Origin of the sequence: Allonocardiopsis opalescens, assembly GCF_003002095.1 — a bacterium.
GTDB lineage: Bacteria > Actinomycetota > Actinomycetes > Streptosporangiales > Streptosporangiaceae > Allonocardiopsis > Allonocardiopsis opalescens.
In genome coordinates this window covers 238,488-263,253 of the sequence record NZ_PVZC01000007.1, presented here as the reverse complement: position 1 = coordinate 263,253, position 24,766 = coordinate 238,488, and the positions used below count along the sequence as shown (strand labels likewise).

20 protein-coding genes are annotated in these 24,766 nt (G+C 75.7%); 9 read left to right on the top strand and 11 right to left on the bottom strand.

Annotated elements, in window-relative coordinates:
* Positions 1 to 65: 65 nt before the first annotated feature.
* From CLV72_RS22820 to CLV72_RS22805, 4 genes are all read left to right on the top strand, one after another.
* Positions 66 to 764, top strand: coding sequence for a FadR/GntR family transcriptional regulator (locus CLV72_RS22820; protein ID WP_106250019.1), 699 nt, complete (start codon positions 66 to 68; stop codon positions 762 to 764).
* Complete coding sequence (locus CLV72_RS22815; RefSeq protein WP_245930385.1) at positions 761 to 1,534, top strand: creatininase family protein; 774 nt, start codon at positions 761 to 763, stop codon at positions 1,532 to 1,534. The genes CLV72_RS22820 and CLV72_RS22815 overlap by 4 nt, the downstream gene beginning before the upstream one ends.
* A 145-nt stretch (positions 1,535 to 1,679) precedes the next feature.
* Entirely contained in the window at positions 1,680 to 2,663 is a 984-nt protein-coding gene (locus CLV72_RS22810) for a CE1 family esterase (RefSeq protein ID WP_106250016.1), read from the top strand.
* Positions 2,664 to 2,690: 27 nt separating this feature from the next.
* Positions 2,691 to 4,247: an AbgT family transporter gene (locus tag CLV72_RS22805; RefSeq protein WP_106250014.1), complete on the top strand. Its 1,557-nt coding sequence runs from the start codon at positions 2,691 to 2,693 to the stop codon at positions 4,245 to 4,247.
* 56 nt (positions 4,248 to 4,303) lie between these two features.
* Here the strand turns inward: CLV72_RS22805 and CLV72_RS22800 are convergent, their stop codons facing one another.
* Positions 4,304 to 5,299, bottom strand: a complete 996-nt coding sequence (locus tag CLV72_RS22800; RefSeq protein WP_106250011.1) for a zinc-dependent alcohol dehydrogenase family protein — start codon at positions 5,297 to 5,299, stop codon at positions 4,304 to 4,306.
* A 210-nt stretch (positions 5,300 to 5,509) separates the two neighbouring features.
* Here CLV72_RS22800 and CLV72_RS22795 point away from each other — a divergent pair, with 210 nt between their 5' ends.
* On the top strand, positions 5,510 to 6,433 hold the full coding sequence (locus CLV72_RS22795; RefSeq protein ID WP_106250009.1) for an AraC family transcriptional regulator: 924 nt from the start codon (positions 5,510 to 5,512) through the stop codon (positions 6,431 to 6,433).
* Here the strand turns inward: CLV72_RS22795 and CLV72_RS22790 are convergent.
* The 3 genes from CLV72_RS22790 to CLV72_RS22780 form a co-directional block, all read right to left on the bottom strand.
* Positions 6,391 to 6,936, bottom strand: a complete 546-nt coding sequence (locus tag CLV72_RS22790) for a GNAT family N-acetyltransferase (protein WP_106250006.1) — start codon at positions 6,934 to 6,936, stop codon at positions 6,391 to 6,393. The two genes, CLV72_RS22795 and CLV72_RS22790, sit on opposite strands and share 43 nt — an antisense overlap.
* A gap of 14 nt (positions 6,937 to 6,950) precedes the next feature.
* Positions 6,951 to 7,991 carry a cytochrome P450 gene (locus tag CLV72_RS22785; RefSeq protein WP_146159532.1) on the bottom strand — a complete coding sequence of 347 codons (1,041 nt, stop codon included), beginning with the start codon at positions 7,989 to 7,991 and terminating at the stop codon, positions 6,951 to 6,953.
* 670 nt (positions 7,992 to 8,661) lie between these two features.
* On the bottom strand, positions 8,662 to 11,373 hold the full coding sequence (locus tag CLV72_RS22780; RefSeq protein ID WP_106250000.1) for a helix-turn-helix transcriptional regulator: 2,712 nt from the start codon (positions 11,371 to 11,373) through the stop codon (positions 8,662 to 8,664).
* 156 nt (positions 11,374 to 11,529) lie between these two features.
* Between CLV72_RS22780 and CLV72_RS22775 the strand changes: the two genes are divergently transcribed.
* Positions 11,530 to 12,318 carry a DUF2306 domain-containing protein gene (locus CLV72_RS22775; protein WP_106249998.1) on the top strand — a complete coding sequence of 263 codons (789 nt, stop codon included), beginning with the start codon at positions 11,530 to 11,532 and terminating at the stop codon, positions 12,316 to 12,318.
* A 9-nt stretch (positions 12,319 to 12,327) separates the two neighbouring features.
* Here the strand turns inward: CLV72_RS22775 and CLV72_RS22770 are convergent, their stop codons facing one another.
* From CLV72_RS22770 to CLV72_RS22755, 4 genes are all read right to left on the bottom strand, one after another.
* On the bottom strand, positions 12,328 to 14,184 hold the full coding sequence (locus CLV72_RS22770; protein ID WP_106249996.1) for a helix-turn-helix domain-containing protein: 1,857 nt from the start codon (positions 14,182 to 14,184) through the stop codon (positions 12,328 to 12,330).
* A gap of 11 nt (positions 14,185 to 14,195) precedes the next feature.
* The gene (locus CLV72_RS22765) at positions 14,196 to 15,527 is read right to left on the bottom strand and encodes an MFS transporter (protein WP_106249994.1); all 1,332 of its coding nucleotides are present in this window, start codon (positions 15,525 to 15,527) and stop codon (positions 14,196 to 14,198) included.
* A 98-nt stretch (positions 15,528 to 15,625) separates the two neighbouring features.
* Positions 15,626 to 16,411, bottom strand: coding sequence for a 3-hydroxybutyrate dehydrogenase (locus CLV72_RS22760; RefSeq protein WP_106249991.1), 786 nt, complete (start codon positions 16,409 to 16,411; stop codon positions 15,626 to 15,628).
* Between the two features lie 144 nt (positions 16,412 to 16,555).
* Positions 16,556 to 16,939 carry a winged helix-turn-helix transcriptional regulator gene (locus CLV72_RS22755; RefSeq protein ID WP_106249988.1) on the bottom strand — a complete coding sequence of 128 codons (384 nt, stop codon included), beginning with the start codon at positions 16,937 to 16,939 and terminating at the stop codon, positions 16,556 to 16,558.
* A gap of 101 nt (positions 16,940 to 17,040) precedes the next feature.
* Between CLV72_RS22755 and CLV72_RS22750 the strand changes: the two genes are divergently transcribed.
* Entirely contained in the window at positions 17,041 to 17,442 is a 402-nt protein-coding gene (locus tag CLV72_RS22750; RefSeq protein WP_106249985.1) for a RidA family protein, read from the top strand.
* 3 nt (positions 17,443 to 17,445) lie between these two features.
* Here the strand turns inward: CLV72_RS22750 and CLV72_RS22745 are convergent, their stop codons facing one another.
* Positions 17,446 to 18,699: an MFS transporter gene (locus tag CLV72_RS22745; RefSeq protein WP_170141080.1), complete on the bottom strand. Its 1,254-nt coding sequence runs from the start codon at positions 18,697 to 18,699 to the stop codon at positions 17,446 to 17,448.
* 142 nt (positions 18,700 to 18,841) lie between these two features.
* Positions 18,842 to 19,315 (bottom strand): nuclear transport factor 2 family protein, encoded by a 474-nt coding sequence (locus CLV72_RS22740; protein ID WP_106249983.1) that lies wholly within the window; start codon positions 19,313 to 19,315, stop codon positions 18,842 to 18,844.
* On the opposite strand from CLV72_RS22740, the gene CLV72_RS31855 reads away from it, so the two are divergent.
* Complete coding sequence (locus tag CLV72_RS31855; protein WP_146159530.1) at positions 19,314 to 19,496, top strand: hypothetical protein; 183 nt, start codon at positions 19,314 to 19,316, stop codon at positions 19,494 to 19,496. The two genes, CLV72_RS22740 and CLV72_RS31855, sit on opposite strands and share 2 nt — an antisense overlap.
* A gap of 22 nt (positions 19,497 to 19,518) precedes the next feature.
* Here the strand turns inward: CLV72_RS31855 and CLV72_RS22735 are convergent, their stop codons facing one another.
* Complete coding sequence (locus CLV72_RS22735) at positions 19,519 to 20,910, bottom strand: glutamine synthetase family protein (protein WP_106249981.1); 1,392 nt, start codon at positions 20,908 to 20,910, stop codon at positions 19,519 to 19,521.
* Positions 20,911 to 21,227: 317 nt separating this feature from the next.
* Here CLV72_RS22735 and CLV72_RS22730 point away from each other — a divergent pair, with 317 nt between their 5' ends.
* Positions 21,228 to 24,764 carry an aminotransferase class I/II-fold pyridoxal phosphate-dependent enzyme gene (locus CLV72_RS22730; protein ID WP_245930384.1) on the top strand — a complete coding sequence of 1,179 codons (3,537 nt, stop codon included), beginning with the start codon at positions 21,228 to 21,230 and terminating at the stop codon, positions 24,762 to 24,764.
* The last annotated feature ends 2 nt before the right edge of the window (positions 24,765 to 24,766 follow it).

The following is a 24,766-nucleotide window of genomic DNA, read 5'->3' as shown; positions in this document are numbered from 1 at the left end:
CGTCCGTCCGAGTGTGGCGACGTGACGGTTGACACACTAAATGAATAAGTGATTTAGTCACTTCCATGACGCGAAGCGAAGCCTCCCTCTCCGAGCGGCTGGCCGACGACATCGTCGGCATCATCCGAGCCGAGCGGCTGACGCCGGGCGACCCGCTGGCCTCCTCGCGCGATCTGGCCCGCCGGTTCGCGGTGACCACCCCCACGGTGCGCGAGGCGCTGCGCCGGCTGGAGGCGACCGGCGTGGTGGAGCTGCGGCACGGCTCGGGCACCTACGTCGGGGCCGGCTACGACCGCAGACTGCTGGTGAACCCGCACCGGCCGCCGACCGAGCCCGAATCGGTCCTCGAACTGGTCGAGGCGCGGCTGGTGATGGAGCCGGCCATCGCCGCCGCGGCCGCGCGGGCGCGCACCCCCGAGGCGCTGGCGCCGCTGGAGGCCGCGGCCACCAACGCGCTGCACCCGCCCTCCGGCGACGCCCGTCCCGACCTGCACTTCCACGTCGCCCTCGCCGCCGCCAGCGGCAACGGCCTGCTCCGGGAGACGGTGGAGGCGCTGCTGCACGTCCGGGCGCGCGAGCAGATCGAGATCCGGCACCGCTACGACGACCGCGAGCGCGACCACGCCGAGCACCTCGCCATCTTCGCGGCCGTGCGCGACGGCGACGCGGCCGCCGCCGAGCGGCTGACCCGCGAGCACCTGGCCTCCATCAGGGACGCCATCGCCGGCCGCGCGGCCCGCGCGGCCGCCGGGGACGGCGCGTGAGCGCCCCGCACCCGGTGCGGCTGGCCGAGATGACCACCCTGGAGGCCGCCGACGCCGTCGCCGCCGCCCCCGTGGTGATCATCCCGGCCGGCGCCTTCGAGCAGCACGGCCCCGGCCTGCCGCTGTCCACCGACTGGCTGCGCGCCGAGCTGGTGGCCGAGCGGGTCGCGGCCGGCCTGGCCGGGCGGGCGGTGATCGGCCCGCCGCTGCCCGTCGGCGTCTCACCGCACCACCTCGGCTTCGCCGGCACGGTCAGCCTGAGCACCACCACCTTCGCCGCCGTCGTCCGCGAGTACGCCGAGAGCCTGCACCGGCACGGCTTTCGGAGACTGCTGGTCGTCACCGGGCACGGCGGCAACGCCGCCGCGCTGGGCACCGTCGCCCAGGACCTGCTCGCCCTCCGGCCCGAGCTGGAGTTCGCCTGGACCCCGCTGAGCGCGCTGGCCGCCGACGTGATCGCCGGCCAGCGGCCCAGCGAGGTGCACGGGCACTCCGGCGAGGCCGAGACCGCCCAGATGCTCCACCTGGCGCCCCACCTGGTGCGCACCGAACGGCTCGCCGCCGGGACGACCTCCCGCGCCGAGCTGGACCCGCTGTCCCGACTGGCCCGGCGCGGCGGCCACCCCACCCTGGCGGTGCGCTACGACCGGCTCAGCCGCAACGGCGTGCTCGGCGATCCCCGGCGCGCCACCCCCGAGGACGGACGCGCGATCGTCGACGCCGTCGTCGCCCGCATCACCGCCTTCGTCGAGGAGTGGCTGGCGGCCTGACCCGCCACCCCGGCACCCGCACCCCATACCGCACAGCACCCCGAACCGCAGCGCCGGCCGCCGTCGCGCCCGGCGCGGGGCGAGCACGCCCCGAAACCCCGCACGCAGCCGCGGGCCCCCGGCCCCGGCGGAACGGAAGCGACCCATGACCGCACGGAAACCGGGCACCGCCCTGCGCCGCGCCCCACGCGCCACCGCCCTGCTCGCCACCGCCCTGGCCGCCCTCGCCCTGCTCGGCGGCACGCCCGCCCCGGCCGCCGCCGACCGGGGCCCGGTGGCGGGCTCCGACGGGTGCGGCAGCGCCGCGCCGCACCGGCCGGGCACCAGCGCGACGTACCGCACCACCAGCGGCGGCATCGAGCGCACGTACCAGCTCCACCTGCCCGAGGGCTACCAGCCGCGCCGCCCCTGGCCGGTGGTCCTCGCCTACCACGGCCGCGGCAGCACCGGCACCGAACTCCAGGGCTTCTCCGGCCTGTCCGCACTGCCCGCCGTGCTGGTCTACCCCGAGGGCGTCGTCGGCACCGGCGAGGGCGAGCGGCAGGCCTGGCAGGGCGCGCCGTACTCCGCGCCGGGCGTGGACGACGTCGCCTTCACCGAGGACCTGATCGACCGGCTGGCCGACCGGCTCTGCCTGGACGAGCGGCGGATCTACGCCACCGGCAAGTCCAACGGCGGCGGCTTCACCGCCCTGCTCGCCTGCCGGGCCGCCGACCGGATCGCGGCGATCGCCCCGGTCGCCGGCGCCTTCTACCCCACCGGCGAGGAGTGCCGCCCGTCCCGCCCGGTGCCGGTCATCGAGTTCCACGGCACCGCGGACGCCACCATCCCCTACACCGGCGACGCCGACCGCGGCCTGCCGGCCGTGCCGGAGTGGACCGCGGCCTGGGCCGGGCGGGACGGCTGCCGGCCGCGGCCGTCGGTGCGGCGGATCGAGCCCGACATCGAGCTGTCGCGGTGGAGCGGCTGCGCGGCCGGCACCGCGGTCGCCCACGTCGCGATCGACGGCGGCGGGCACACCTGGCCGGGCGCCGACGCCTACAGCGGCGGCGGCCACACCACCCAGACCATCGAGGCCCACCAGGTGCTCTGGCGCTTCGTCGCCCGGCACCGGCTCCCCGTCCGCTGACGGCGGCCCACAACCCGAGGACTCAGCATGAGCACAGCACACCCCACCGGGCCCGCGACCGAGGCCGCCGAGCCGCCGCTGCCCCGCATCGTCCGCGCGATGGCCGTGGTCGAGCGGGTCGGCAACGCGCTGCCGCACCCGTTCTGGCTGTTCTGGATCCTGTCCGCCATCCTGGCGCTGACCAGCGCGGTCCTGGCCGCGCTCGGCGTCTCGGTGGTCTCGCCCAGCGACGGCGAGACCGTCACCGTGCGCAGCCTGCTCAGCGGCGACGGGCTCGCGATGGCGCTGTCCACGATGATCGACAACTTCGCGTCCTTCCCGCCGCTCGGCACCATCCTGGTGGTGATCATGGGCGTGGCGGTGGCCGAGCGCAGCGGCTTCCTGGCCGCGCTGATGCGCGTCAGCGTCTCGCGGGTGCCGGCCGCCTGGGTGGTCTTCGCCGTCGCCTTCGCGGGCACGGTGGCGCACGTCGCCTCGGCCGCCGCCTACATCATCCTGGTGCCGCTGGGCGGGCTGGCCTTCCGGGCCGTGGGCCGCTCGCCGATCCTCGGCATCGTGGTGGCCTACACCGCCATCGCCTCCGGCTACGACGCCAGCCCGGTGCCCACCCCCAACGACGCCATCTTCGCCGGGATCACCACCGCCGCCGCGCAGATCATCGACCCCGACATCTACGTCTCCCCGCTGAGCAACTGGTTCTTCAACATCGCCTCCTCCGTCGTGCTGGCGGCGGTGATCACCGTGGTCACCCGCTTCGTGCTCAGCCGCCGCCCCGACCTGGACCCCGACCCCGACGCCGAACTCGACGACATCGCCGCGCTCAGCCTCGGCCCGCGCGAGCGCTCCGGACTGCGCCGCGCCGGACTCGCGCTGCTGCTGGCGCTGGCCGCGCTGCTCGCGGTGGCGCTGCCGGCCGGCTCGCCGCTGCGCGGCGAGGGCGGCGCCATCGCAGAGTCGCCGCTGCTGGACGGCATCGCGGTGGTGGTGGCCTTCATGTTCGGGCTGGTCGGCATCGTGTACGGGTGGACCGCCGGCACGGTGTCCCGGCCCGCCGAGGTGCCCAGGCTGATGGTCGAGGGCATCAAGCAGATGGCGCCGGTGCTGGTGCTGTTCTTCGCGATCGCCCAGTTCCTCGCCTACTTCGAGTGGTCGCACCTCGGCGACGTGCTCGCGGTGCGCGCCGCCGAGGCGCTGCAGACCAGCGGGGTGCCGATCGTGCTGGTCTTCCTGCTCATCCTGGTGCTGCTCACGCTGGTCAACGTGATGGTCACCAGCGGCTCGGCCATGTGGTCGATCGCCGCCCCGGTGCTGGTGCCGATGCTGATGCTGCTGGCCGTCCCACCGGAGACCACCCAGGCGCTGTTCCGGATCGCCGACTCCGGCTCCACCGCGATCACCCCGATGAGCCCGTACTTCGTGATGGCCCTGGGCTTCCTCCAGCGCTACCGCAAGAGCGCCGGCATCGGCACCCTCGCCTCCTACACCCTCCCGCTGGCCGTGGCGATGACGGTGGTGTGGACCCTGCTGTTCCTGGCCTGGTGGGCCCTTGGCATCCCGCTGGGCCCCGGCGCCCCGGTCCGCTGAGCGGTCCGGCGGCGGGTCCGTGCGCGTACACGGACCCGCCGCCGGCGGTCCGGCCGTCAGTGCCGGACCGTCGCCACGATCTTGCCGAACTGCCGGTCGGACTCCAGCCGGCGGTGCGCCTCGGTGATCTCGTCGAGATCGAAGGTGCGGTCGACGTGCGGCCGGAAGGAGCCCGAGCGCAGGCCGGCGGTGATGAAGCGCTCGGCGCGGCGCAGCCGCTCGGGGTCGGTGCTGATGTCGAACATCGCGTGGAAGCGGGTGTCCACCCCGCGGAAGTCCGGCCTGAGGGGGAGGGGGACCGGGCCCTCGTCGAGCCAGCCGTAGACGATCAGCCGGCCGTCGGGGACGACGGCGCGGGCGAGTTCGTGGATCCCCGGGCCGGCCACGCAGTCGAAGGCCAGTTCGGCGCCGCGTCCCCCGGTGGCGTCCAGCACCCGCTGGACCAGGTCGTCCTCCCCGGTGACGATGACCTCGGCGGCTCCGGCGTCGAGCAGCCGCCGCCGCTTGGCGCCGGCGCGGGTGGTGGCGATCGGGACCGCGCCGAGGTGGTTCGCCACCTGGATCGCGGCGAGTCCCACCGTGCTCGCGGCGGCCGTGATGAGCACGGTGTCGCCGGCGCCCAGGCGGGCCACGTCCACCAGCGCGCCGTACGCGGTCACGTAGGCCGTCCACACCGCCGCCGCGGTGACGGCGTCCAGGCCGTCCGGTCGGTGCAGGACGGCGCGGGCCGGGACGATCGCGCGCTCGGCGTAGACCCCGTAGTCGCGCATGGAGAAGGCCGGCAGGGTGCAGACGGCGTCGCCGGGGGCGAAGCCGTCCACGCCCGCGCCCACCGCCTCCACCACGCCGGCCGACTCGGTGCCGATGCGCGAGGCGGGCAGCTCGGGCAGCTCGTAGTAGCTGCCGCGGCGGAACAGCGCCTCGCCGCGGTTGAGGCCGATGGCGTCGACGCGGATCCGCAGCTCGCCGGGGCCGGGTTCGCCGATGGGCAGATCGTGGATCCTCAGGACCTCGGGTCCGCCGAGTTCGTCGAAGAGCACTGCTCGGACCATGGAGGGGCCGTCCTTTCGGGCCAGGGGGCACCGGTCGCCGGTCCGGCCGGCGACGGTGGTGCGGCGGACGGGCGCGGAGCGCTCGACGCGTCCGTCCGCCGTGATGACGCTGACAACGGTAGAACCGGCCGACAGAGACGGACAATGATCTGGAATCTTGATTCATGTCTGAACGTCTCACCTGATTGCCGGAATTGATATGTTCTGCTGGTGGACGTGCTCAGTGACGCGATCGCCGCCATGCGGACCGGGCGGCCGCACTCCTCGCGCACCCGCTTCCAGGCCCCGTGGGGCCTGCGCTTCCCGCCGACGGAGGGCGCCGGCTTCCACGTGGTGCTCCAGGGCGCCTGCTGGCTGCTGCCGCCCGACGGCGAGCCGCTCGCGCTGGGCCCCGGCGACGTGGTGTTCCTGCGCAAGGGCGGCGGCCACGGCCTGGCCGACGACCCCGCAACCCCGCTGGTGGACTTCCGGCCGGACCGGGCGGACGCGGAGGACCCGGACCGGGGCCGCGCGTCGGCCGTCGTCCTGTGCGGGGCCTACCGGCTCGACCGGGCGCGGCCGCATCCGGTGCTGAACGACCTGGCCGACGTGGTCCACCTGCCGGCCCGGGTCGGCCGCCACCCCTCGCTGCGGATGGCCGTGGACCTGCTCGGCAGCGAACTGGAGCGGCCGCGCCCGGGAGCCGACGCCATCGTCCCGGCCCTGCTCGACATGCTGCTGCTGTACATCCTGCGCGCCTGGTACGAGGACCGCTCGGGCGAGCCCGGGGCGAGCGGCTGGGCGGCGGCCTTCAACGACCCCTCCGTCATGGCCGCGCTGCGGTGCGTCCACCTCGATCCGGCGCGGCAGTGGACCGTCGCGGAACTCGCCGCCGCGGCCGGGCTGTCCCGGGCCGCCTTCGCCCGCCGCTTCGCCGCCGCGGTCGGCGAGCCGCCGCTGGCGTACGTGACCCGCTGGCGGATGACCACCGCGGCGAGGCTGCTCCGCCAGGAAGACGCGCCGCTGGCCGAGGTGGCGCGGCGGACCGGCTACACCTCGGAGTTCGCCTTCGCCAAGGCGTTCAAGCGCGAGTTCGGCACCGCGCCCGGCCGCTACCGGCGCGAAGCGGTGTCGGTCGGCGCGGTCCAGCGGTAGTGCCGCATCAGCCTGCCGCTGTGAGGGAACGGCTCCTCGCCGGTGGCGGCGAAGCCGTGGCGGAAGAGGACCTGCCGCTCCACGTGCACGATGGCGGGGTGGGCGGTCTCCATCCGGGCGCGGATGACGGGGAAGCGCGGATCGCGCTGGGCGAGGGCGAGGCAGGCGGCCAGGGCCTCGCCGCCGTAGCCGCCCCGCCAGAAGGCGCGGGCCAGCATGCAGCTGAGTTCGGGATCGCCGTTCTCGTCGGGGGACAGGCCGACGAGCCCGGCGAGCCCGCCGCCGTCGCGCAGCACCGCCGCGGCCAGGCCGTAGCCGTGCTCGCGGTGGTCGGCGATCCACCTCTCCAGCAGCCGGCCCGTACGCTCGCGGTTCCAGGCGGCCTGGGTGCCGATGTGCTCCAGGGCGACGGGGTCCGTGTAGAGCGCGTGCAGCGGGCCGAGGTCGGCGGGTTCGGGCACCCGCAGCAGCAGCCGCTCGGTGGTGATGGGCAGGGTCAGCATCGTGCGAGCCTCCTTCAGCCGCGACGGTGGAAGACCAGGCGCAGGTCCTCGGGGCGGAGCGCGCCCTCGGTCTCCAGGCGGAAGGGCCAGGGGGCGGGGCACGACAGGCGGTGGTGCCGCGCCGTCCACGCCAGCACCAGGGAGAGCTCCATGGAGGCCAGCGCCGCCCCCGGGCACAGCCGGGGCCCCGCACCGAAGGGCAGGTAGGCGCCCGCGGTGCCCGGGCCCCGCGCCGCCAGCCAGCGCTCGGGCCGGAAGGCGGCGGGCTCCTCGTAGTGGCGGGCGTCGCGGTGCAGCAGGTAGGGCGAGACCATGACCCGGTCGCCCGGCCGCAGCCGGTGCCCGTCGAGTTCGGTGGGCTCGACCACCACGCGCGAGGTCAGCCAGTTCGGCGGGTACAGCCGCAGCGTCTCGCGGACGAAGGCGTCGGCGAGGGCCAGCCGGGCGACGTGGCCGGCGCCGACCCGGTCCGGGTCGGCGGGCAGCGCCGCCGCCTCCGCGGCGATCCGCTCGGTCCACTCGGGGTGGCGGGCCAGGTTGAACAGCAGCCAGCCGCCCGCGCGGGTGGACATCTCCTGGGTGGCGACCAGGATCGTCGCCAGCAGATGGGTGATCACCGGCCCGGGCGGGACGTCGTGGGCCTGGGAGGCGACGATCATGGCGTTGAGCAGGTCGGGCTCCGCGGTGCGGCCCTCGGCCAGCCGCCGGTCCATGACCGCGCCGATCCGCCCGGCCAGCGCGCCCAGGCGGTGGCGCAGCCGGACCCGGGCGGTGGTGGGGACCCACCGCGGCAGGTACACGGTGCGCGGCGGGGCGCCGTCGCGGGCCCGGGACAGCGGGACCTCTGCGTGGGTGAGGCCCGGGGCGTCGGCGCCGAAGCAGAAGCGCGCGCCCATGCGGGAGAACGCCCGCTTCAGCCGGGGCAGCACCTCGCACGGAGCGTGCTGCGGCCAGTCGGCGGCCAGCGCGCGGGCCTCGGCGGCGATCATGGCGGTGTGCCCGGCCACCGCGCTGTGGCCGAAGCCTCGCCGCGCCGCCTCCAGACTTTCCGGCAACAGGTGTCCCGGACGCAGAGCACGGCGCACTCCGCGCGGGAGCGGAAACAGGCCCGGTGGGGGCGAGAACTGCGCTCCGGTGCGGCGGAAGACCTCACGGGTCGGTTCGGAACCCGCGACCACATAGATGTGCGGGGCGAACTCCCAGAAGTCGCCGTAGTGCGCCGTGCTCTGGGACAGGAAGGCGATCCTCGCCGCCTTCTCCGTCGGATCGTTGAGAATGCCTCCGGAACCGACTCCGGAACTCCGATTCGTCACAGCCGGTCCTTATCGGCGTCCGCCGGCCGGCCGTTCCGTGCGATCGAAGCGGCCACCGGAATGCGGTCCGAACCATTCTCGCTACCAGTAATACCAGTACGCGCCGGCCTTCGCGGCCCGCACATTGAGCAGGAACCTCTTGACGGATGTCATCCGATCCACCTCCTCCCATGGATCGAATCCTTATGCCGATGAAAGGTCTACCCGCCGCTCTAACAGGAATAACAGTGGTACCGGCCGACGGCTGACGGGCGAACGGATCCGCGGGTCCATTATCCGCCGGGAGCATTGCGAGCCTTCTTCTCAAATCGTGGGACATCCCGGTCGATAACAGGGATATCGAGATTCGCGTTTCCGGCTTTCGGATCGGGAAATCGGCTCGCTGTGGTCGGTGGAAAACCGCCGCGCCGCCTCAGCCCAGGTCCAGATCGCGCAGCTGCGCCCGGGCGGAGATCCCGAGCTTGGGGAACATCCGGTACAGGTGCGAGCCGACCGTGCGCGGGCTGAGGAACAGCCGCTCGCCGATCTCGCGGTTGCTGTAGCCGTCGGCCGCCAACCGGGCCACCGCCCGCTCCTGCGGGGTGAGCAGTTCGGCTGCCGAGCCCGGGTAGGGGGCCGCGCCGCCCGCCGCGGTCAACCCGGACCTGGCCCGGCGGGCCCACGGCTCGGCGCCCAGCGTGTCGAAGAGCTGGGTGGCGGTCCGCAGCCGGGTGCGCGCCTCGGTGTAGCGGCGGGCGCGGCGCAGCCACTCGCCGTAGCGCAGCGCGATCCGCGCCCGGGCGAACGGCAGCTCGCCGACGCCCGCCCCGGCCAGGGCGCGCTGGTAGTGGCCCTCCGCGGTGCCGTCGGCGGCCAGCAGGGCGCGGCACTGCTCCAGCTGGATGCGCGCCCAGGGCGTGGCGCCGTCGGCGCCGGTCCACTCCTCGAAGGCGGCCACCACGGCGGCCGCCGTGTCGGCCCTGCCGACCTGCACCGCCGCCTCGACCAGCTCGGGCGCCGTGCCGGTGGCGGCGTAGCCCCTGCCGTGCGGCGAACCGGGCGCGTACAGCTCCGAGAGCCGGGCGTAGGCATCCTCCACATCGCCCTCGGCCAGCGCCAGCAGGCCCAGCGCCGTGTTGGTCGTCACCTCCGCGAGGCGGTGCCGCAGCGGGACGGCGATGGCGAGCGCGCGGTCGGCGTAGCGGCGGCAGGCCGCGCCCTCGCCGCGCACCGCGGCGAAGCGGGCCAGCAGCGCCAGCAGGTTCGTCATCCAGCCGCGCTGCCCGGTCTCGTGCGCGAAGCGCAGCCCCTCCTCGGCGTGCGCGATCCCCTCGGCCCACCGGCCGAGGCGGTACTCGATGTCGGCCTGGTAGTACAGCAGCTCGGTGAGCGGGGCGGCCGAGCCCGCGGCGCGCAGCCGCTGCCCCGTCGCCTCCGCGAGCCTGCGCGCCTGGTGCTGGTCGGGCCCGGCCCAGGCGATCACGGTCGCCCACATCCACGGGCGCCCGCCGCCCTCCGGCTGGCTGCGGGCCAGCGCTTCGGGCAGCTGCCACAGCTCGGTGCCGCTGAGCGAGCCCTCCAGCGCCCGCGCCATCCCCCGGCCGGCCCGCCGCGTCGCCGCGGAGCAGTCCAGCTCGGCGATCCGCCGCGGCGCGCGCTTGGCGGCCGCCAGCTCGCCGGCGTTGAGGGCCGCGCCCGAGGCCAGCATGTACAGCCAGGCCGCCTCCTCCGGGTCGGCCTCGGCCAGCAGCTCCGCGCAGCGGCTCAGGTGCTCGTAGGCGACGGCCGGATCGCCGCTGTAGAGCTCGATGGTGCCGGTCAGCCGCGCCATCGTCGCGGTGGGCACCGGTTCGGCCATGATCTCGTCGACCAGCCTCCTGGCCAGCTCGGGCTGGCCGGAGTCCAGGGCGACGAAGGCGGCGGCCACGGTGCGCCGCAGCCGCCCCTCGGTGGTCTCGCTGAGCCGGGCGGCCCGCTGCAGCACCGAGGCGGCCGCCGCCTCGCCGCCGCGGCGCCGCGCCGCGTCGGCGCTGCGCTCCAGGGCGCCGGCCAGCTCCTCATCGGCTTCGGTGGCGACCAGCGCGCGGTGCCAGGTGGCGCGGTCGTGCTCGTCCTGGTCGGCCAGGTGGGCGGCGAAGGCCAGGTGCGCGGCGCGGCGGCGCTGGAAGGGCGCGTCCGCGTAGACGGCCGAGCGCACCAGCGGATGCTGGAAGCGCAGCCGCGGCCCCGCCACCTCGATCAGGCTGGCCTCCTCCGCGGGCGTGAGCGCGTCGGCGGACAGGCCCAGCCGGTTGGCGGCCCCCAGCACGGTGGCGGTGTGCCCGGTCTCCTCGGCCGCCGCCACCACCAGCAGCTCGCGGCTGTCGGACGGCAGCGTGCGCACCCGCCGCAGGAAGGCAGCGCGGACGCGGGCGCCCGCCGGCACCGTGCCGGTCAGCGCAAGGTCAGCCGAGACGGCGTCGGGGTCGCCGAGCCGGGCCAGCTCGATCAGGGCCAGCGGGTTGCCGTGCGTGGCCGCGTGCACCGAGCGCAGCCACCGGCTCGACAGCTGCCGGCCGAGCGGGCTGAGCAGGCGGGCCGTGTCCAGCTCCGACAGGCCGCCCAGCGCCAGGTGCGGGAGGTCGCCGATGTCCACCGTGGCCGGTTCGGAGTCGCGCACCGCGATGAGCACCGCGATCGGGTCGGCGGCCAGCCGCCGGGCCGCGAAGAGCAGCGCGGCGGCCGAGGCGCGGTCCACCCACTGGAGGTCGTCGACGGCCACCAGCAGCGGACGGTCCGCGGCCGCCTCGGTCAGCAGGCCCAGCACCGCGGCGGAGACCAGGAGGTCCGACGCCGTGGAGTCGGTGATGCCCAGCGCGCCGCGCAGCGCCGCCGCCTGCGCCGCCGGCAGCGCGTCCAGGTGGCCGAGCACCGGGCCGAGCAGCTGGTGCAGCGCGCCGAATGCCTGCTTCACGTCGGACTCGATGCCGGCGCACGACAGCGGTCGCATCGGCTCGCCCTGGAGGGCCAGTTCGGCCGCGTGGCGCAGCAGGGCGCTCTTGCCGATGCCGGCCTCGCCGCTCAGCACGAGGACGCCGCCGCGCCCCGCCCTCGCGTCAGCGAGGAGTCTCGATACCGCCGCCGACTCCGCCTGACGCCCGAACATCACGCCTTGAGGTTACCTACCGCAGTCCCCGAGTCACAGACCGGGGCCGAATGCAGTCATTTCGACTTAGTCGCGGTCGACCGGCCCGGGTGACCATGTTCGGGCGGATGGCCGCCCTTGGACCCGCGTTGCCGCGACCAGACAGGGAGAACACACGTGACGACGCTCCTCGGTGAACCGGACCGCACCGGACCGGCCGAGTCCGAGCAGGAGAAGACGCCCGAGCGCCGGTCGCGCCGCCCGGGCGCCAGGCGGCACCTGGCCTGGCTGGTCCCGATGTCGATGGCCGCCTTCGCCTTCGTCTGCTTCTCCATCCCGCCGTACCTGACCTTCGACCCGGCCCAGGCCAGGTTCCCGGTGCGGGAGGACGTGTTCTTCCACTATCCGCTGCTCGTCTCGCACGTCATCTTCGGTTCGCTGGCGCTGCTGATCACCTGCGTCCAGATGTCGCCCTGGGTCCGCCGGCGCCGTCCCGCGCTGCACCGGTGGAGCGGGCGGGCCTACGTCCTGCTCGGCGTGCCCTTCGTCGGGGTGTCCGCCCTGATCCTCGTCCCGCTCAGCGCGACCAGCATCGTCGCCCAGGTCGGCAGCTTCATGTGGGGCCTGCTGTGGCTGTCCACCACGATCGTCGGCTACCGGATGGCGCGGCGGCGCAGGTACGCCGACCACCAGGAGTGGATGGTCCGCAGCTTCGCGCTGATCTGGGCGATCGTGCTGAACCGGCCCTGGTCCATGGGCTTCTTCCTCGCCCTGTCGCCGCAGGTGGACACCCTGTACGGCGGCGACATGAGCGCCATGATCGCCGACGTGGGCGCCGTCAGCGTCTGGATCAGCTGGGTCGTCAACCTGATCGCCGCCGAACTGTGGCTGCGCTACCGCCGCACCGGCCGCAGGCCGGCCCGCCCGTCCCGGCAGGGCGCCCAGGCCGGCGCCGCGTCGGCCTAGCCGCGGGGCTCAGCCGCGCAGTGCGTGCACCCGCAGGGCCACCCGGAGTTCGAGTTCGCGGTCGGGCGAGTTCCAGTCGGCGCCCAGCAGCCGGGCCACCCGGTCCAGGCGCTGCGAGACCGTGTTGACGTGGACGTGCAGGGCGGCCGCGGTGCGGGTGAGGCTGCGGCCGTGGGCGTAGTAGCTCTCCAGGGTCCGGCGCAGCGCGGTGCCGCGGCGGGCGTCGTGGTCCAGCAGCGGGCCGAGGACCGCGCGGACGTAGCCGCCCGCGTCCGCATGGTCGCCGAGCAGCATGCCGGCGAAGCCGAGGTCGGCGGCCGCGGCGCCGCGGCCGGTCAGGCCGAGGGCGCGCATCGCGTCCAGGCAGCGCCGCGCCTCGGCGTGGGCGCCGGGAACCCGGCCGAGCCCCTCGGCCGGGCCGCCCGCGGCCACCGTGACGGGGACGCGCAGCGCCTTCGACAGCTCGGCCGAGGCGCGCCGCGCCGCCTGCGCGGGCTCGGCGTGCGGCACCAGCAGCAGCGCGAGTTCGCGGTCGGTGCCGCTGATGCCGCCGCCGTCGGCCGCCAGCCGCCTGGCCCGCTCGGCCAGCCGCCCGTGCGCGGCGGCGGGCGCCCAGGCCAGCAGCAGCGTGTGCGCGCGGCCGGGGTCCAGGCCCAGGCGGCGGGCCCGCTCGGCCAGCGCGGCCGGGTCGCGGCCCGCGCTGGCCACCAGCTCGCCCACCAGCTCCCCGCGCAGCCGGTCCTCGGCCTCGGCGGTGGAGCGGCGCAGCATCAGCAGCAGGGCCGTCACCACCGCCGCCCGCTCGAACAGCCGCCGGTCGGCCTCGCCGAGATCGGGCCGGCCGGTCAGCACCAGCCCGCCCAGCTGCTCGGGCCCGGCCATGACCGCGCAGACCCACGCCCCCGCGCGGCCGATCGCCCGCCGCCGCGTCCGCGACTCGGCGACGGCGCGGACCGCCTCCGCGGGCGGCGCCGTCCCCACCTGGACCAGGACCGCGCCGCCGGCGTCGGTGACCGTGACCCCGCCGGCCAGCACCGTGCCGACGGCCGAGGCCACCTCGGTGAGGTCCGCCCCGCGCAGCACCAGGTCGGTGAGGCGGTCGTGCGCCTCCTCGGCCCGCTGCACCGCCGCGTTCTTGGCGCGCAGCCCGGCGTGGGCGGCGCGCGTCTCGGCCAGCAGCTTCGTCGCGTCGATCGCGACCGCCGCGTGCGCGGCGAGCGAGGACAGCAGCGCAACCTCGTCGGGGGTGAAGGCGCGGGCGGCCCGGTCGGCGGCGAAGAGCACCCCGATGACGCGCTCGCCCAGCAGCAGCGGCACGCCGAGGATCGCCACCAGCCCCTCCTCGCCGACGCCCCGGTCGATGGCCGCGGTGTGCGCGAAGCGCGGGTCGCTGAGGTAGTCGGCGCTGGCGTAGGGCTCGGCCGTCTTGGCGACCAGCCCGCCGAGCCCTTCGCCGTAGCCCAGCCGCAGCCGCTGGAAGACCGGTGAGACGGATCCGTCGGTGATGCGCATGTAGGTGTCGCCGCGCTCCTCGTCGTCCAGGGTCAGGTAGGCGGTGTCGGTGCCGAGCAGTTGGCGCACCCGGCGCACGATGGCGCGCAGCACCGTGTCCAGGTCGCGGGAGGCGGCGAGGTCGCCGGAGGTCTCGAAGAGCGCGGTCAGCTGCGCCTCGCGCCTGCGGTGCTGGGCCAGCGCGCCGTGCACCCGCAGCGCCTCCAGGGTGGCGGCCTCCACCTCCGCCACCTCGGCCGGGTCGGCGCCGGCCGCCCGCAGCAGGGCGGCCGGCTCCCCGAACCGCTCCACCGGCGCGTTGTCGGCGAGCAGGGCGAGGAGCCGGCGCAGGGCGGCGGCGGATGTGGCGCGCATGGCGCCGATCGTTACACCTGACCGGTGGTGGCGGACACCCCGGGCGGGGCGGCCAGGTCGCGGCCGCGGGTCTCCCGGGAGGCCCAGACCGCGACCAGGGTGAGCGCCCCCGCGAGCGCCACGTACACCGAGATCGGCAGGCTGGAGCCGAAGGAGGCGAGCAGGGCGGTGGCGATCAGCGGGGCCACCCCGCCGGCGCCGATGGAGGCGAGCTGGTAGCCCACCGAGGCGCCCGAGTAGCGGACCCGGGTGCCGAACAGCTCGGAGAAGAAGGCCGCCTGCGGCCCGTACATGGCGCCGTGCAGCACCAGCCCGCCGGTGGCGGCGGCCACCACCATGAGCGGCGTGCCGAGGTCGAGCAGCGGGAAGAAGGCGAAGGACCACAGCGCGACGCCGCCGGCGCCGATCGCGATCACCGGCCGGCGGCCGAGGCGGTCCGAGAGCGCGCCCCACAGCGGGATGGTGACCAGGTGCGCCGCCGAGGCGATCAGCAGCGCGTTCAGCACGGTGCCGTCGTCCAGCCCGACCTGCTGGGTGGCGTAGACGAGGATGAAGGCGGTCAGCACGTAGTAGGAGACGTTCTCGGCCAGCCGCACGCCCATCGCCACCAGCACCTCCCGCCAGTGGTGGACCAGCACGTCCACGATCGGCGCGCGCTCGCGGCGCCCGGCGGCCTCGGCCCGGGCGGCCGCCTCGGCGAACACCGGCGACTCGGTCACCGCGAGCCGGACCCACAGGCCGATCACGACCAGCACCCCCGACAGCAGGAAGGGCACCCGCCAGCCCCAGCCGAGGAAGGCGTCCTCGGACAGTACGACCGCCAGCACGGCGAGCACCGCGGTGGCCAGCAGGTTCCCGCAGGGCACCCCGGCCTGCGGCCACGACGCCCAGAAGCCGCGGTGCCGTCGCCCGCCGTGCTCGGAGACGATGAGCACGGCGCCGCCCCACTCGCCGCCCAGCGCGAAGCCCTGCACGACCCGAAGCAGCGTGAGCAGGACCGGCGCGGCCAGGCCGATGGCGGCGTAGGTGGGCAGCAGGCCGATCGCGAAGGTGGCGCCGCCCATCATCAGCAGGCTGAGCACCAGCAGCTGCTTGCGGCCGATCCGGTCGCCGTAGTGGCCGAAGACCAGCCCGCCCAGGGGCCGGGCCACGAAGCCGACGGCGTAGGTGGTGAAGGCCAGCAGGGTGCCGACCAGCGGGTCGGCGTCGGGGAAGAACACCTGGTTGAAGACGAGCGCGGCGGCGGAGCCGTACAGGAAGAAGTCGTACCACTCGATCGTGGTGCCGATCAGGCTGGCCACGACGACCCGGTGGAACGGGGTGCGTGAGTCGGGCTGCGACATGGGGATCACCGTCTTCGGGGGGTGCGGATGGGGGTAGGCCGCCGCCGGGCGGCGGCGGGAGGGGCGGGGGAGAAGCGGGGCGCGGGGCGGCGCCGGGGTCAGGTGGCCGTCCAGCCGCCGTCGACGGTGAGGCTCGCGCCGGTGACGGCGGCGGTGTGCGGGCCGCAGAGCCAGGCGGCGGTCTCGGCGACGTCGGCGGCGTCGACCAGCCGGCCGAGCGGCGAGCGGGCGAGCAGCACCTGCTCGGTGACCTCCTCCCGGCTGATGCGGTGCGCCCGCGCCAGTTCGGCGATCTGCCGCTCCACCAGCGGGGTGCGCACGTAGCCGGGGCTGACGCAGTTGCTGGTGACGCCGCGGCCGGCCGCCTCCACGGCGATGACCTTGCTCAGCCCCTCCAGGGCGTGCTTGGCCGAGACGTAGGCGGACTTGTAGGCACTGGCCCGCAGCCCGTGCACCGAGGAGATGTTGACGATCCGCCCCCACCCGCGGCCGTACATGTACGGCAGTACCCGGCGGGCGAGCAGGAAGGGAGCGTGCACCATGAGCGCGTGCATGCGCCGGAACTCGGCCGGCGGGAACTCGGGCACGGGCGCGACGTACTGCACTCCGGCGTTGTTGACCAGCACGTCGACCTCGCCGGGCAGCGCCGCGGCGGCCGCCTCGTCGGTGAGGTCGACCAGGTGCGCGCGCCCGCCGGTGGCCGCCGCCGCCTCGGCCAGCCCTTCGGCGTCCACGTCGGCCAGGTGGACGTGCAGTCCGGCCGCCGCCAGCCGCTCCGCGCAGGCCCGCCCGATCCCGCCGGCCGCGCCGGTCACCAGCGCGGACCGGGCGCGCGGATCGAGAGGAGCCGGAACGGGCGCGGTTCCACCGCTGCTCACTGCCATGCCCGGCACGCTAGACGCGCGATGTGACCTGGCCCATGGGCGCGGCCGCCACAGGTCCGGCCGGACCGGTGTGGGCCGCGCACATGCCCGGCCGCGCCGCCTGCGCGAGCGTGCCCGGGGCGGCCGGCCGTCCGCGGGTGCCGGTCAGCCGTCGAAGCGGCGGCGGGCGGCCTCGATGTCACCGAGGTACCGGTGGGTCCAGCCGCACATCTGGTCGACGGTGGCCCGCAGCGCGCGGCCCGGCTCGGTGAGGGTGTACTCCACCCGCGGCGGCACGGTGGGGTGCACCGTCCGCTCGACCAGGCCGTAGCGCTCCAGCATGCGCAGGTTCTGGGTGAGCATCTTGTGGCTGACGCCCTCGACCTCCCCGCGCAGCTCGCTGAAGCGCAGGGTGCCCTCGCCCAGGGCCTCGATGATCAGGAAGGCCCACTTGTTGGCCACGTCCGAGAAGATCTGCCGCGCCAGGGAGTCGGCGCGCCGCAGGTCGGCGTCCTCGGGCGAGCCCGTGAACTGGTGCTTGGTCACCATGAGGTTCCTCAGTCACTGAAAAGTGCGTTCTTCCAGGTCAGCATCTACTCTCCTATAGTTTCCGAGTAACCGCAAGAGAGCACGACAGAAGGACGGGAACCATGGCCACCACCGAGGTGTACGAGCACGGCGTGCCGGCCGAGAGCGAGTTCGGCTACGCGCAGGCGGTCAGGTCCGGCGACCTGATCCACGTCTCCGGGCAGCTCGCCTTCGACGACGCGGGCGGGCTGTTCGCCCCGGACGACTTCGCCGCCCAGCTGGAGCGGACCCACGCCAATATCGACAGGGTCCTGGCCCACTACGGCGCCACCCGGCGGCAGATCGTCTCGCAGGTCCTGTACGTGGTGGGCCTGGTGCGCAACGCGGCGGCGGTGGCCGAGGGCAACCGGGCGTACTTCGGCGGCCACCGCGCGGCCGCCACGGCCGTCGGCGTCACCGAGCTGACCTTCCCCGGCCAGCTCGTCGAGATCAGCTGCGTCATCGACACGAGCCTGCCCGCCTGAGCCTCAGCCGCGGCCGGGCGCCGGGCGCGGGCGGGCGGTGTAGGCGACCGCGGGCAGGATGGCCAGCGCGATGACGCCGCCGAGCAGTGACAGGACGGTGTAGCCGCCGGCGGCCACGATGGGGCCCGAGGCCATGCCGCCGCCCGCGCCGGCCACGGCGATGGCGACGTCGACCATGCCCTGGGTCCGGGCGCGGGTGGCCAGCGGCACGCTGTCGGTGACGATCGCGGTGCCGCTGACCAGGCCGAGGCTCCAGCCCAGGCCCAGCAGGGCCAGCGCGAGGGCGAGCAGGGGGACGGAGCGCGGCGGCGCCAGGGCGGCCAGCAGGCCCGCCGCGACCAGGGTGAGTCCCGCGGCCGCGGCCACGGGCGGCGCCCCGTAGCGGTCGACCAGGAATCCCGACAGCGGCGAGGGCAGGAACATCGCGCCGACGTGGATCGCGATGACCAGCCCGGCCGCGCCCACCGAGTGGCCGTGGTGGGTCATGTGGACGGGGGTCATCGTCATGATCGCGATCATCACGAGCTGGACCAGGACCATGACGGCGGCCCCCAGCACCAGGCGGCGCCGGTCGGCGGCACCGCCGCCGGTCTCGCCCGGGTCCGGGGTGTCGGCGGCCTCGTGGGCGGCGGCCAGGGCGCGGGCGGTGGTGAGCGGGTCGGGCCGCAGCAGCAGCCACAGGACCAGCGCGGCCGCGGCGTAGGCGGCCGCGGCCAGGATGAACGGCCCGGCCAGCGGCGGGATCCCCCAGGCGCGGGCCAGATCGCCCAGCGGGGTGACCAGGTTGGGGCCGGCCACGGCGCCCAGGGTGGTGGCCACCAGCACGGTGCTCACCGCCCGGGCGCGCAGCCCGGGGGCGGCCAGGTCGGCGCCGGCGTAGCGGGCCTGGAGGTTGGTGGCGCTGCCCGCGCCGTAGACGAACAGCGCGGCGAACAGCAGCGCCGGCGCCTCGGCGACGGCGGCGGCGACCACGCCCAGCGCCCCGGCCGCCCCGGCGGCGTAGCCGCCGGCCAGCCCGGCGCGCCGGCCCAGCCGCTGCGAGGTGCGTCCGATCAGGACGGCGGCGGCGGCCGAGCCGATGGTGAACAGGGCGGTGGGCAGCCCGGCCAGGCCGGTGGAGCCGAGCATGTCCTGGGCGAGCAGCGCGCCCACCGTGATGCCGGCGGCCAGCCCGGCACCGCTGAGGACCTGGGCGGCCACCAGCACGGTCAGGACGCGTCGCTGCGCGGGATGCGCCGGGGCGGGGCTGGCGGTCACGGGCGGCCTTTCGCGGGGCGGTGGCGGTCTCAGGCCATCGCGGGCGGCCCGGTGCCGCCTGGCGGCCGGGACGGCGACCAGGCGCACGGCATCATAGGACAGCGCCCCGCGCCCGCACCCCGCCGGGCCGCGGGAACCCCGCCTACTCGAAGGCGCGCATCGCGTCCTCGCCGTCGGTCCACCAGACGCCCAGCCCCTGGCGGACCAGCCGCCAGCCGTCCGGCCCCCGGCGGAACTCCCAGTCGTAGGGGCCGCCCATGGCGTAGGGGGCGGAACTGCGCCCGGGCGCCGTGACGGCCACGAACCACATGTAGCCGACGCCGGTCGCGCGGTCGCCGTCCACCTCGAAGTGCGAGTTGAGGATGTGGTGCTGCATGGCCGGGTACGCCGCTTCCGCCGCCTCCACCCTGGCCCGGACCGCGTCCCGGCCGCGGATCGCCTCCCAGGGGCCGAACTCCAGCACCGCGTCCTCGGCCCAGCACTCGATCCAGCTCTGCCAGTCCTTGCGGTCCAGCGCCCGCCAGCCCCGGATGAGGAGTCCGCGCAGCGCCTCCTTGTCCTCCAGGGTCCGCAGCCGGCGGACCAGGTCGTCGTGCTCGGTGGGACGGTGCGGCATGTCGGTTCCTCCCGGCTGGTGGCGGTCCGTCCTGCCCGAGTCTGCTCGCGGCGCCGACCGCGGGCCAGGACGCGCCGTGCCGGGGTGCGCCGCACCCCGGCACGGCGCCTGCGCCGTCGACACCGCCGCCCCCGGCCGGGGCTTCGGGCCCTTCGGCCGGACGATCCTGGCCTGCGCCTGAGCCGGGCTCCCGGCCGGCCGCCTCAGCAGCCGGCGTCGCGGTACTCGGCCAGCTCCCAGTCGGTGACCGCCCGGCGGAAGCGCGCCCATTCCGCGGACTTCAGCTCCGTGAAGAGCTCGGCGGTCTCCCGGCCGAGGGCGCCGGTGATGACCGGGGAGGCGGTGAAGAGCTCCAGCGCCTCGCCCAGGGAGGCGGGCAGGCCCGGGAAGGGCTCTGCGGCCGCCGGAGGGCCGCACCCCTTGGCGGGGCCCGGGTCGATCTGGTTCTTGATGCCGTCCTCCACGGCGGCCAGCAGGACGGCGTGCGAGAGGTAGGGGTTGGCCATCGCGTCCGGCACCCGGTACTCGATCCGCCCGTTGGCCGGCACGCGCACCGCGCAGGTCTTGGTCTCCCAGCCCCAGTCGACGCGCGAGGGGGTGAAGCCGCCGGCCTGGTCCAGGCGCTTGTAGGAGTTGACGGTGGGGCAGACGACCGCCGCCATGGCCGCGGTGTGCCGCAGGACGCCGCCGACGGCGTGGCGGCCGGTCTCGGTCAGGTGCAGGGCCGTCTCGCCGGGCTCGCTGAAGGCGTTCTCGCCGCCCCGCCACAGGCTGAGGTTGTGGTGGAGGCCGTTGCCCAGGGAGTTCGCGGCGGCCTTGGGCATGAAGGTGACGGCCGCGCCGGACTCGCGGGCGACCTGCCGGCAGATCGTGCGGTGCACCACCAGGCGGTCGGCGGTGCGGTCGGCGTGGTCGTACAGCCAGTTCATCTCCAGCTGCCCGTCATCGCCCTCGTGCCCGCCCTCGATCATCTCCAGGCCCAGCGCCTGCCCGTACTCCACGACGCGCTGGTAGACCGGGCGCAGCCGGTCCATGGCCGCGCAGTCGAAGGCCGGCGACACCCGGTGGCCCTCGGGGCGCTCCAGCCCGGGCCCGCTCCAGGTCGCCTCGGGCTCGCAGCCGCTGCGCAGCTCCAGGCCGGTCCGTGCGGTGAAATCGGCGTGCAGCCGCCGCAGCGCGCCGCGAGCGTCGGTGGCCAGCGGCCGACCGCCGACCCCGTCGGGCCGGTGCCCGGGCTCGTAGAGGCGGCACAGGAACCAGGCCGACCGGGGGTCCCAGGGCAGCACGGCGAAGGTGTCCAGATCGGGCATCGCGGTGAACTCCGCGGCGTCCTCGCCGCCGCCGAGCGGCGCGCCGGCCGCGTCGGTGCGCAGGTCGGCCAGGACCGAGCGGAACATCTGCACCCCCGTTTCGAGGCCGCGCCGCAGCTGCCGGGCCGGCACGGTCTTGCCCACGAGCCGGCCGGTGAGCGTCACCGTCTGGAAGTGGACGTACTCGACGCCGGCCTCCGCCGCGCGCTCGCACAGCCCGGCCGCGGCGGTGCCGTCCGTGTTCAGTTCGCGGTGCTCGTCCAGCGGCGTCCGGCCGGTCGTCATCGTGCTCCCCATTTCGCGGACCGCCGCTTCGCGGCGGCAGGTGATCGCTCATCGGTCAAGGCGGAACAAGGCCGCGAGTCGAATCCTGCCGCAATTCCCAATGCGGTGGCGGCGCGACACGGAAAACGGCTGTACGTCCGAGTCCACCTGGAAGTTCGTCATTGTCGGCCATGAGAACTATTTCCGTCGAAACGGCGTTCTTCGGGAAATGCCGGACCTGGAGCGATGAATTGTTACCAGCGCCACGGTGCCGCCTGCTTTCTTTATCGCGCCGCCGGGAGAATGATTCTTCCGGGAGCCTGTAGGGGAGTGGCCAGGTGCAGGATGACGACCCGATACCGCCGGACGGCGTCCGGGAGGACGCCGGTCCCTCGCCTCGCGCGGCCGCCCCGGCGCCCGCCGGGCCGGGCGACCGGGCCGTGCACCGCTTCTCGGTCGGCCTGGGCAAGGACGACGCGCTGCGTGCCGTCCGCGATCTCCACGCGCTGCTCGACGCCGCCTTCCCGGGCGAACTCGTGGTGGTGGGACGGGTCCCGGCTCCGGCCGGCGCGGGCGGCTCCGGCCCGGTCCACGCGATCGTCGACGCCGACGCGGCACCGGCCGGCCTGCTGGACCGGCTCGCTCCGCGCACCGCCGTCGTCCTCGCGTCCGCGCCCGCCGGCACGCGGGTGGAGGTGCGCGTCCCCGCGGCGGAACGGGTGCTGGAAGGGCTCGGGACGGTGGTGGAGACGGCCCTGCGCGCTCTGTCCGCCCTGCCCGGGCACGAGTCCGGCGACGCCGGTCGGCGCGAGGCCGCGATCCGGCGGGCCTTCGCGGCGCCGGAGGCGCCCGGGCGCCCGGAGGACGGCGCCGGGGCGCCGCCGGGCTTCGTCGCCCGCTTCGAGAGCCTGGCCGAGCGCCACCCCGACCGCCCCGCCCTGCACACGCCCGACGGCACCGTGTCCTACGGGGAGCTCGCCCGGCGGACCGGCGCCCTGGCGGCCGCCCTGCGGGAGCGGGCACCGCAAGCGGGCGCCCGCGTGCTCGTGCTGCCGCGGCGCGGGCCCGAACTGGTGACGGCCTTCGTCGCGGCCCTCAAGGCCGGGCTCGCGGTATCGCTGGTCGACCCCCGCCACCCCGACGGCTACATCGACGCCTGCGCCGCCGTCCTCGGGCCCGCCCTCGTCATCGACCTCGCCGGCCGCGCGGGCACGCCGGCGGCCGGCGCCCCCGTCATGGACGAGCGCGAGCTGGCGGCGGCCGCCGGGGCCGACCCGCCGCACCCGGCGTCCGGCCCGGAGCCCTTCGGCCCCGACGACTGCGCCATCGTCACCTTCACCTCGGGCACCACCGGCGAGCCCAAGGCGGTGGCCGGCCGCTACAGCTCGCTCGGCCACTTCTACGACTGGATGGACGCCCGATTCGGGCCGCTGGCGGACCTCCGCTTCGGCCTGTGCTCCAGCCTCGGGCACGACCCCCTCCAACGCGACATCATGACCCCGCTCTACCTCGGCGGCGCCGTCGCCATCCCCGGGGAAGGGGTGCTCGACGAGCCCGCGCGGCTCGCCGAGTGGCTGCGGCGGGAGCGGATCGGGGCGGTCTGCCTCAACCCCGTCCTCATCCCGTCCCTGACCGGCTCCGGCGCGGACCTGCCCGAGCTGCGGCTCTACCTGTCCGTGGGCAGCCCGCTCACCCGCGACCAGGCGCTCCGGCTGCGCCGGGCGGCGCCCGCGGCCAGGATCCTCAACCTCTACGGCTCCACCGAGACCCAGCGCGCCGTCTCCTACTTCGAGGTCCCCGGCACGGCCGCGGAGATCGCCGCGCTGCCGGCGGTCGTCCCGCTCGGCCGGGGCATGCGGGACGCGGTGATCGGCGTCGCCGCACCGGGCGGCGGCGCGCCCCGGCTGCCCTTCGAGACCGGCGAGATCACCCTGAGCAGCGAGCACATCAGCCTGGGCTACCTGAACAGCCCGGAGCTCGCGGCGGAGCGCTTCCGCGCCGCCGCGCCCGGCCGCCCGCTGCCCACCTACCTGACCGGCGACCTGGGGTACCTGAGCCCGAGCCTCGGCGTGATCAGCTCCGGGCGGGCCGACGGCCAGGTCAAGATCGCCGGCTACCGGGTGGAGACGGACGAGGTCAGCGCCGCCTGCCGGGCCCACCCGCAGGCCGCCGACGCGGTGACCGTCATGGTGGAGGCCGACGGCCTGCCCACCCTCGCCGCCTTCGTGGTGCCGGCGGACCCGGCCCTGGAGTTCGCCGCGGCCGGCTTCCGGGCCTTCCTCCAGGGGCGCCTCCCGCACTACGCGGTCCCGCAGCACATCATCACGCTGCCCGCCGTCCCGATGACCCTCAACCGCAAGATCGACTTCGCGGAGCTGCGCCGCCGGGCCCGGCTCCGGATCGACGGCGCGGAGCCCGCCGCCCGGGGCGGCGATCCCGTGCTGGACTTCGTCCGCCGGCACACCGGCATGGACGCTCCCCCCGACGACGTCCCCCTGCTCGAACTCGGCGTCGACTCACTGCGCTTCATGTCCATCGCGAGCCGGCTGGCGGACGGCCCCGCCGGGCGGCGCGCCCTGGAGCTGAGCCCGGCGATGTCCCTGGCCGAGGTGCGCGCGGCGCTGGACGGGGCCCCGGAGCCGCCGGCCGCGCCCCCGCGCCGCGCTCCCCAGGGGCGCGCGGCGCCCCCGCGCCCGGCGGCGGCCGCCGCGCTGGGTCCCGTGACGCGCGTGTCGAACACCTCGATCACCTTCGGGACCCGCACCTTCGCGCACTGCTGCTCCAACGACTACCTCGGCCTGGGCACCCGCAACGCCGGACCGGCGGCGCTGGACGAGTTCTGGGCCTCCGGCCTGCCGCCGCACTCCCACGGCTCGGCCGAGGTCAACGCGTACACCGTCTGGCACGAGAGCCTGGCCGACGCCCTCCGCGAACTGCACGGGACCGAGGCGGCGGTGCTGTTCAGCTCGGCCTACCTGGCCAACACCACGGCCATCGCCGCCGTCGCCGGCCCGGGCGACCACCTGTTCGTGGACGAGAGCGCGCACCGGTCGATCCTGGACGGCTGCCTGCTCAGCGGGGCGCGCCTGCACGTCTTCGGCCACAACGACCTCGAAGAGCTCGACCGGCTGCTGAGCGAGGCCGCTGCCCCGGGCCGGCGCAGGGCGGTCGTCACCGAGGGGCTCTTCGGCGTCGAGGGCGACATCGCCGACCTGCCCGCCCTGCACCGGCTGGCCGAGCGGCACGGCTGCCTGCTGATCGTCGACGAAGCCTGCTCCCTGGGCCAGCTCGGCCCGTCCGGACGCGGCGCGGCCGAGCACTTCGGCGCCCTGGACACCGCGGCACACCTGCGCGTCGGCACCCTCGCCAAGACGCTCGGCTCCAGCGGGGGCTACGCCACCGGGCCGCGGGAGCTCATCGACCGGATCCGCCCGCAGCGCGGGGCCGCCTTCTCCACCGGCCTGTCGCCGATCCACGCCTTCCTCGCCCACCGCGCCGCCAGGACGCTGCTGGACGAGGGCGCCGTGCTCGCGGAGCGGCTGCGGGTCAACGCCGGCATCTGGCGGAACGCGCTGCGCGCGGCCGGCCTGGCGATCGGCGGCACCCAGTCCGCCATCGTGCCGCTGGTCTTCGCCGGCCCCGAGGAGGCCGAGCGCCACCACGCCGCGCTGCTGGCCGCCGGCGTCTACGGGGTCCGCATCACGCCCCCGTGGTCGGGCACCGTCAACGCGGTGCGCACCACGGTGACCGCCGCCCACGACCACGGCGACATCCTGCGCCTGGCGGCGCGGGTGGGCGATGCCGTCGCCGGCACCGGCGGGCCGGGCGGCGTGCTGCAGGCCTCGTCGTCGGCCGCACCCGAGACCGGAGGATGATC

Bases quoted from the DNA above. Each gene is read 5' to 3' on its own strand.
- CLV72_RS22820 (WP_106250019.1), top strand. From the start codon at position 66: ATGACGCGAAGCGAAGCCTCCCTCTCCGAGCGGCTGGCCGACGACATC.
- CLV72_RS22810 (WP_106250016.1), top strand. From the start codon at position 1,680: ATGACCGCACGGAAACCGGGCACCGCCCTGCGCCGCGCCCCACGCGCC.
- CLV72_RS22805 (WP_106250014.1), top strand. From the start codon at position 2,691: ATGAGCACAGCACACCCCACCGGGCCCGCGACCGAGGCCGCCGAGCCG.
- CLV72_RS22800 (WP_106250011.1), bottom strand. From the start codon at position 5,299: ATGGTCCGAGCAGTGCTCTTCGACGAACTCGGCGGACCCGAGGTCCTG.
- CLV72_RS22790 (WP_106250006.1), bottom strand. From the start codon at position 6,936: ATGCTGACCCTGCCCATCACCACCGAGCGGCTGCTGCTGCGGGTGCCC.
- CLV72_RS22780 (WP_106250000.1), bottom strand. From the start codon at position 11,373: ATGTTCGGGCGTCAGGCGGAGTCGGCGGCGGTATCGAGACTCCTCGCT.
- CLV72_RS22770 (WP_106249996.1), bottom strand. From the start codon at position 14,184: ATGCGCGCCACATCCGCCGCCGCCCTGCGCCGGCTCCTCGCCCTGCTC.
- CLV72_RS22765 (WP_106249994.1), bottom strand. From the start codon at position 15,527: ATGTCGCAGCCCGACTCACGCACCCCGTTCCACCGGGTCGTCGTGGCC.
- CLV72_RS22760 (WP_106249991.1), bottom strand. From the start codon at position 16,411: ATGGCAGTGAGCAGCGGTGGAACCGCGCCCGTTCCGGCTCCTCTCGAT.
- CLV72_RS22755 (WP_106249988.1), bottom strand. From the start codon at position 16,939: ATGGTGACCAAGCACCAGTTCACGGGCTCGCCCGAGGACGCCGACCTG.
- CLV72_RS22750 (WP_106249985.1), top strand. From the start codon at position 17,041: ATGGCCACCACCGAGGTGTACGAGCACGGCGTGCCGGCCGAGAGCGAG.
- CLV72_RS31855 (WP_146159530.1), top strand. From the start codon at position 19,314: ATGTCGGTTCCTCCCGGCTGGTGGCGGTCCGTCCTGCCCGAGTCTGCT.
- CLV72_RS22740 (WP_106249983.1), bottom strand. From the start codon at position 19,315: ATGCCGCACCGTCCCACCGAGCACGACGACCTGGTCCGCCGGCTGCGG.
- CLV72_RS22735 (WP_106249981.1), bottom strand. From the start codon at position 20,910: ATGACGACCGGCCGGACGCCGCTGGACGAGCACCGCGAACTGAACACG.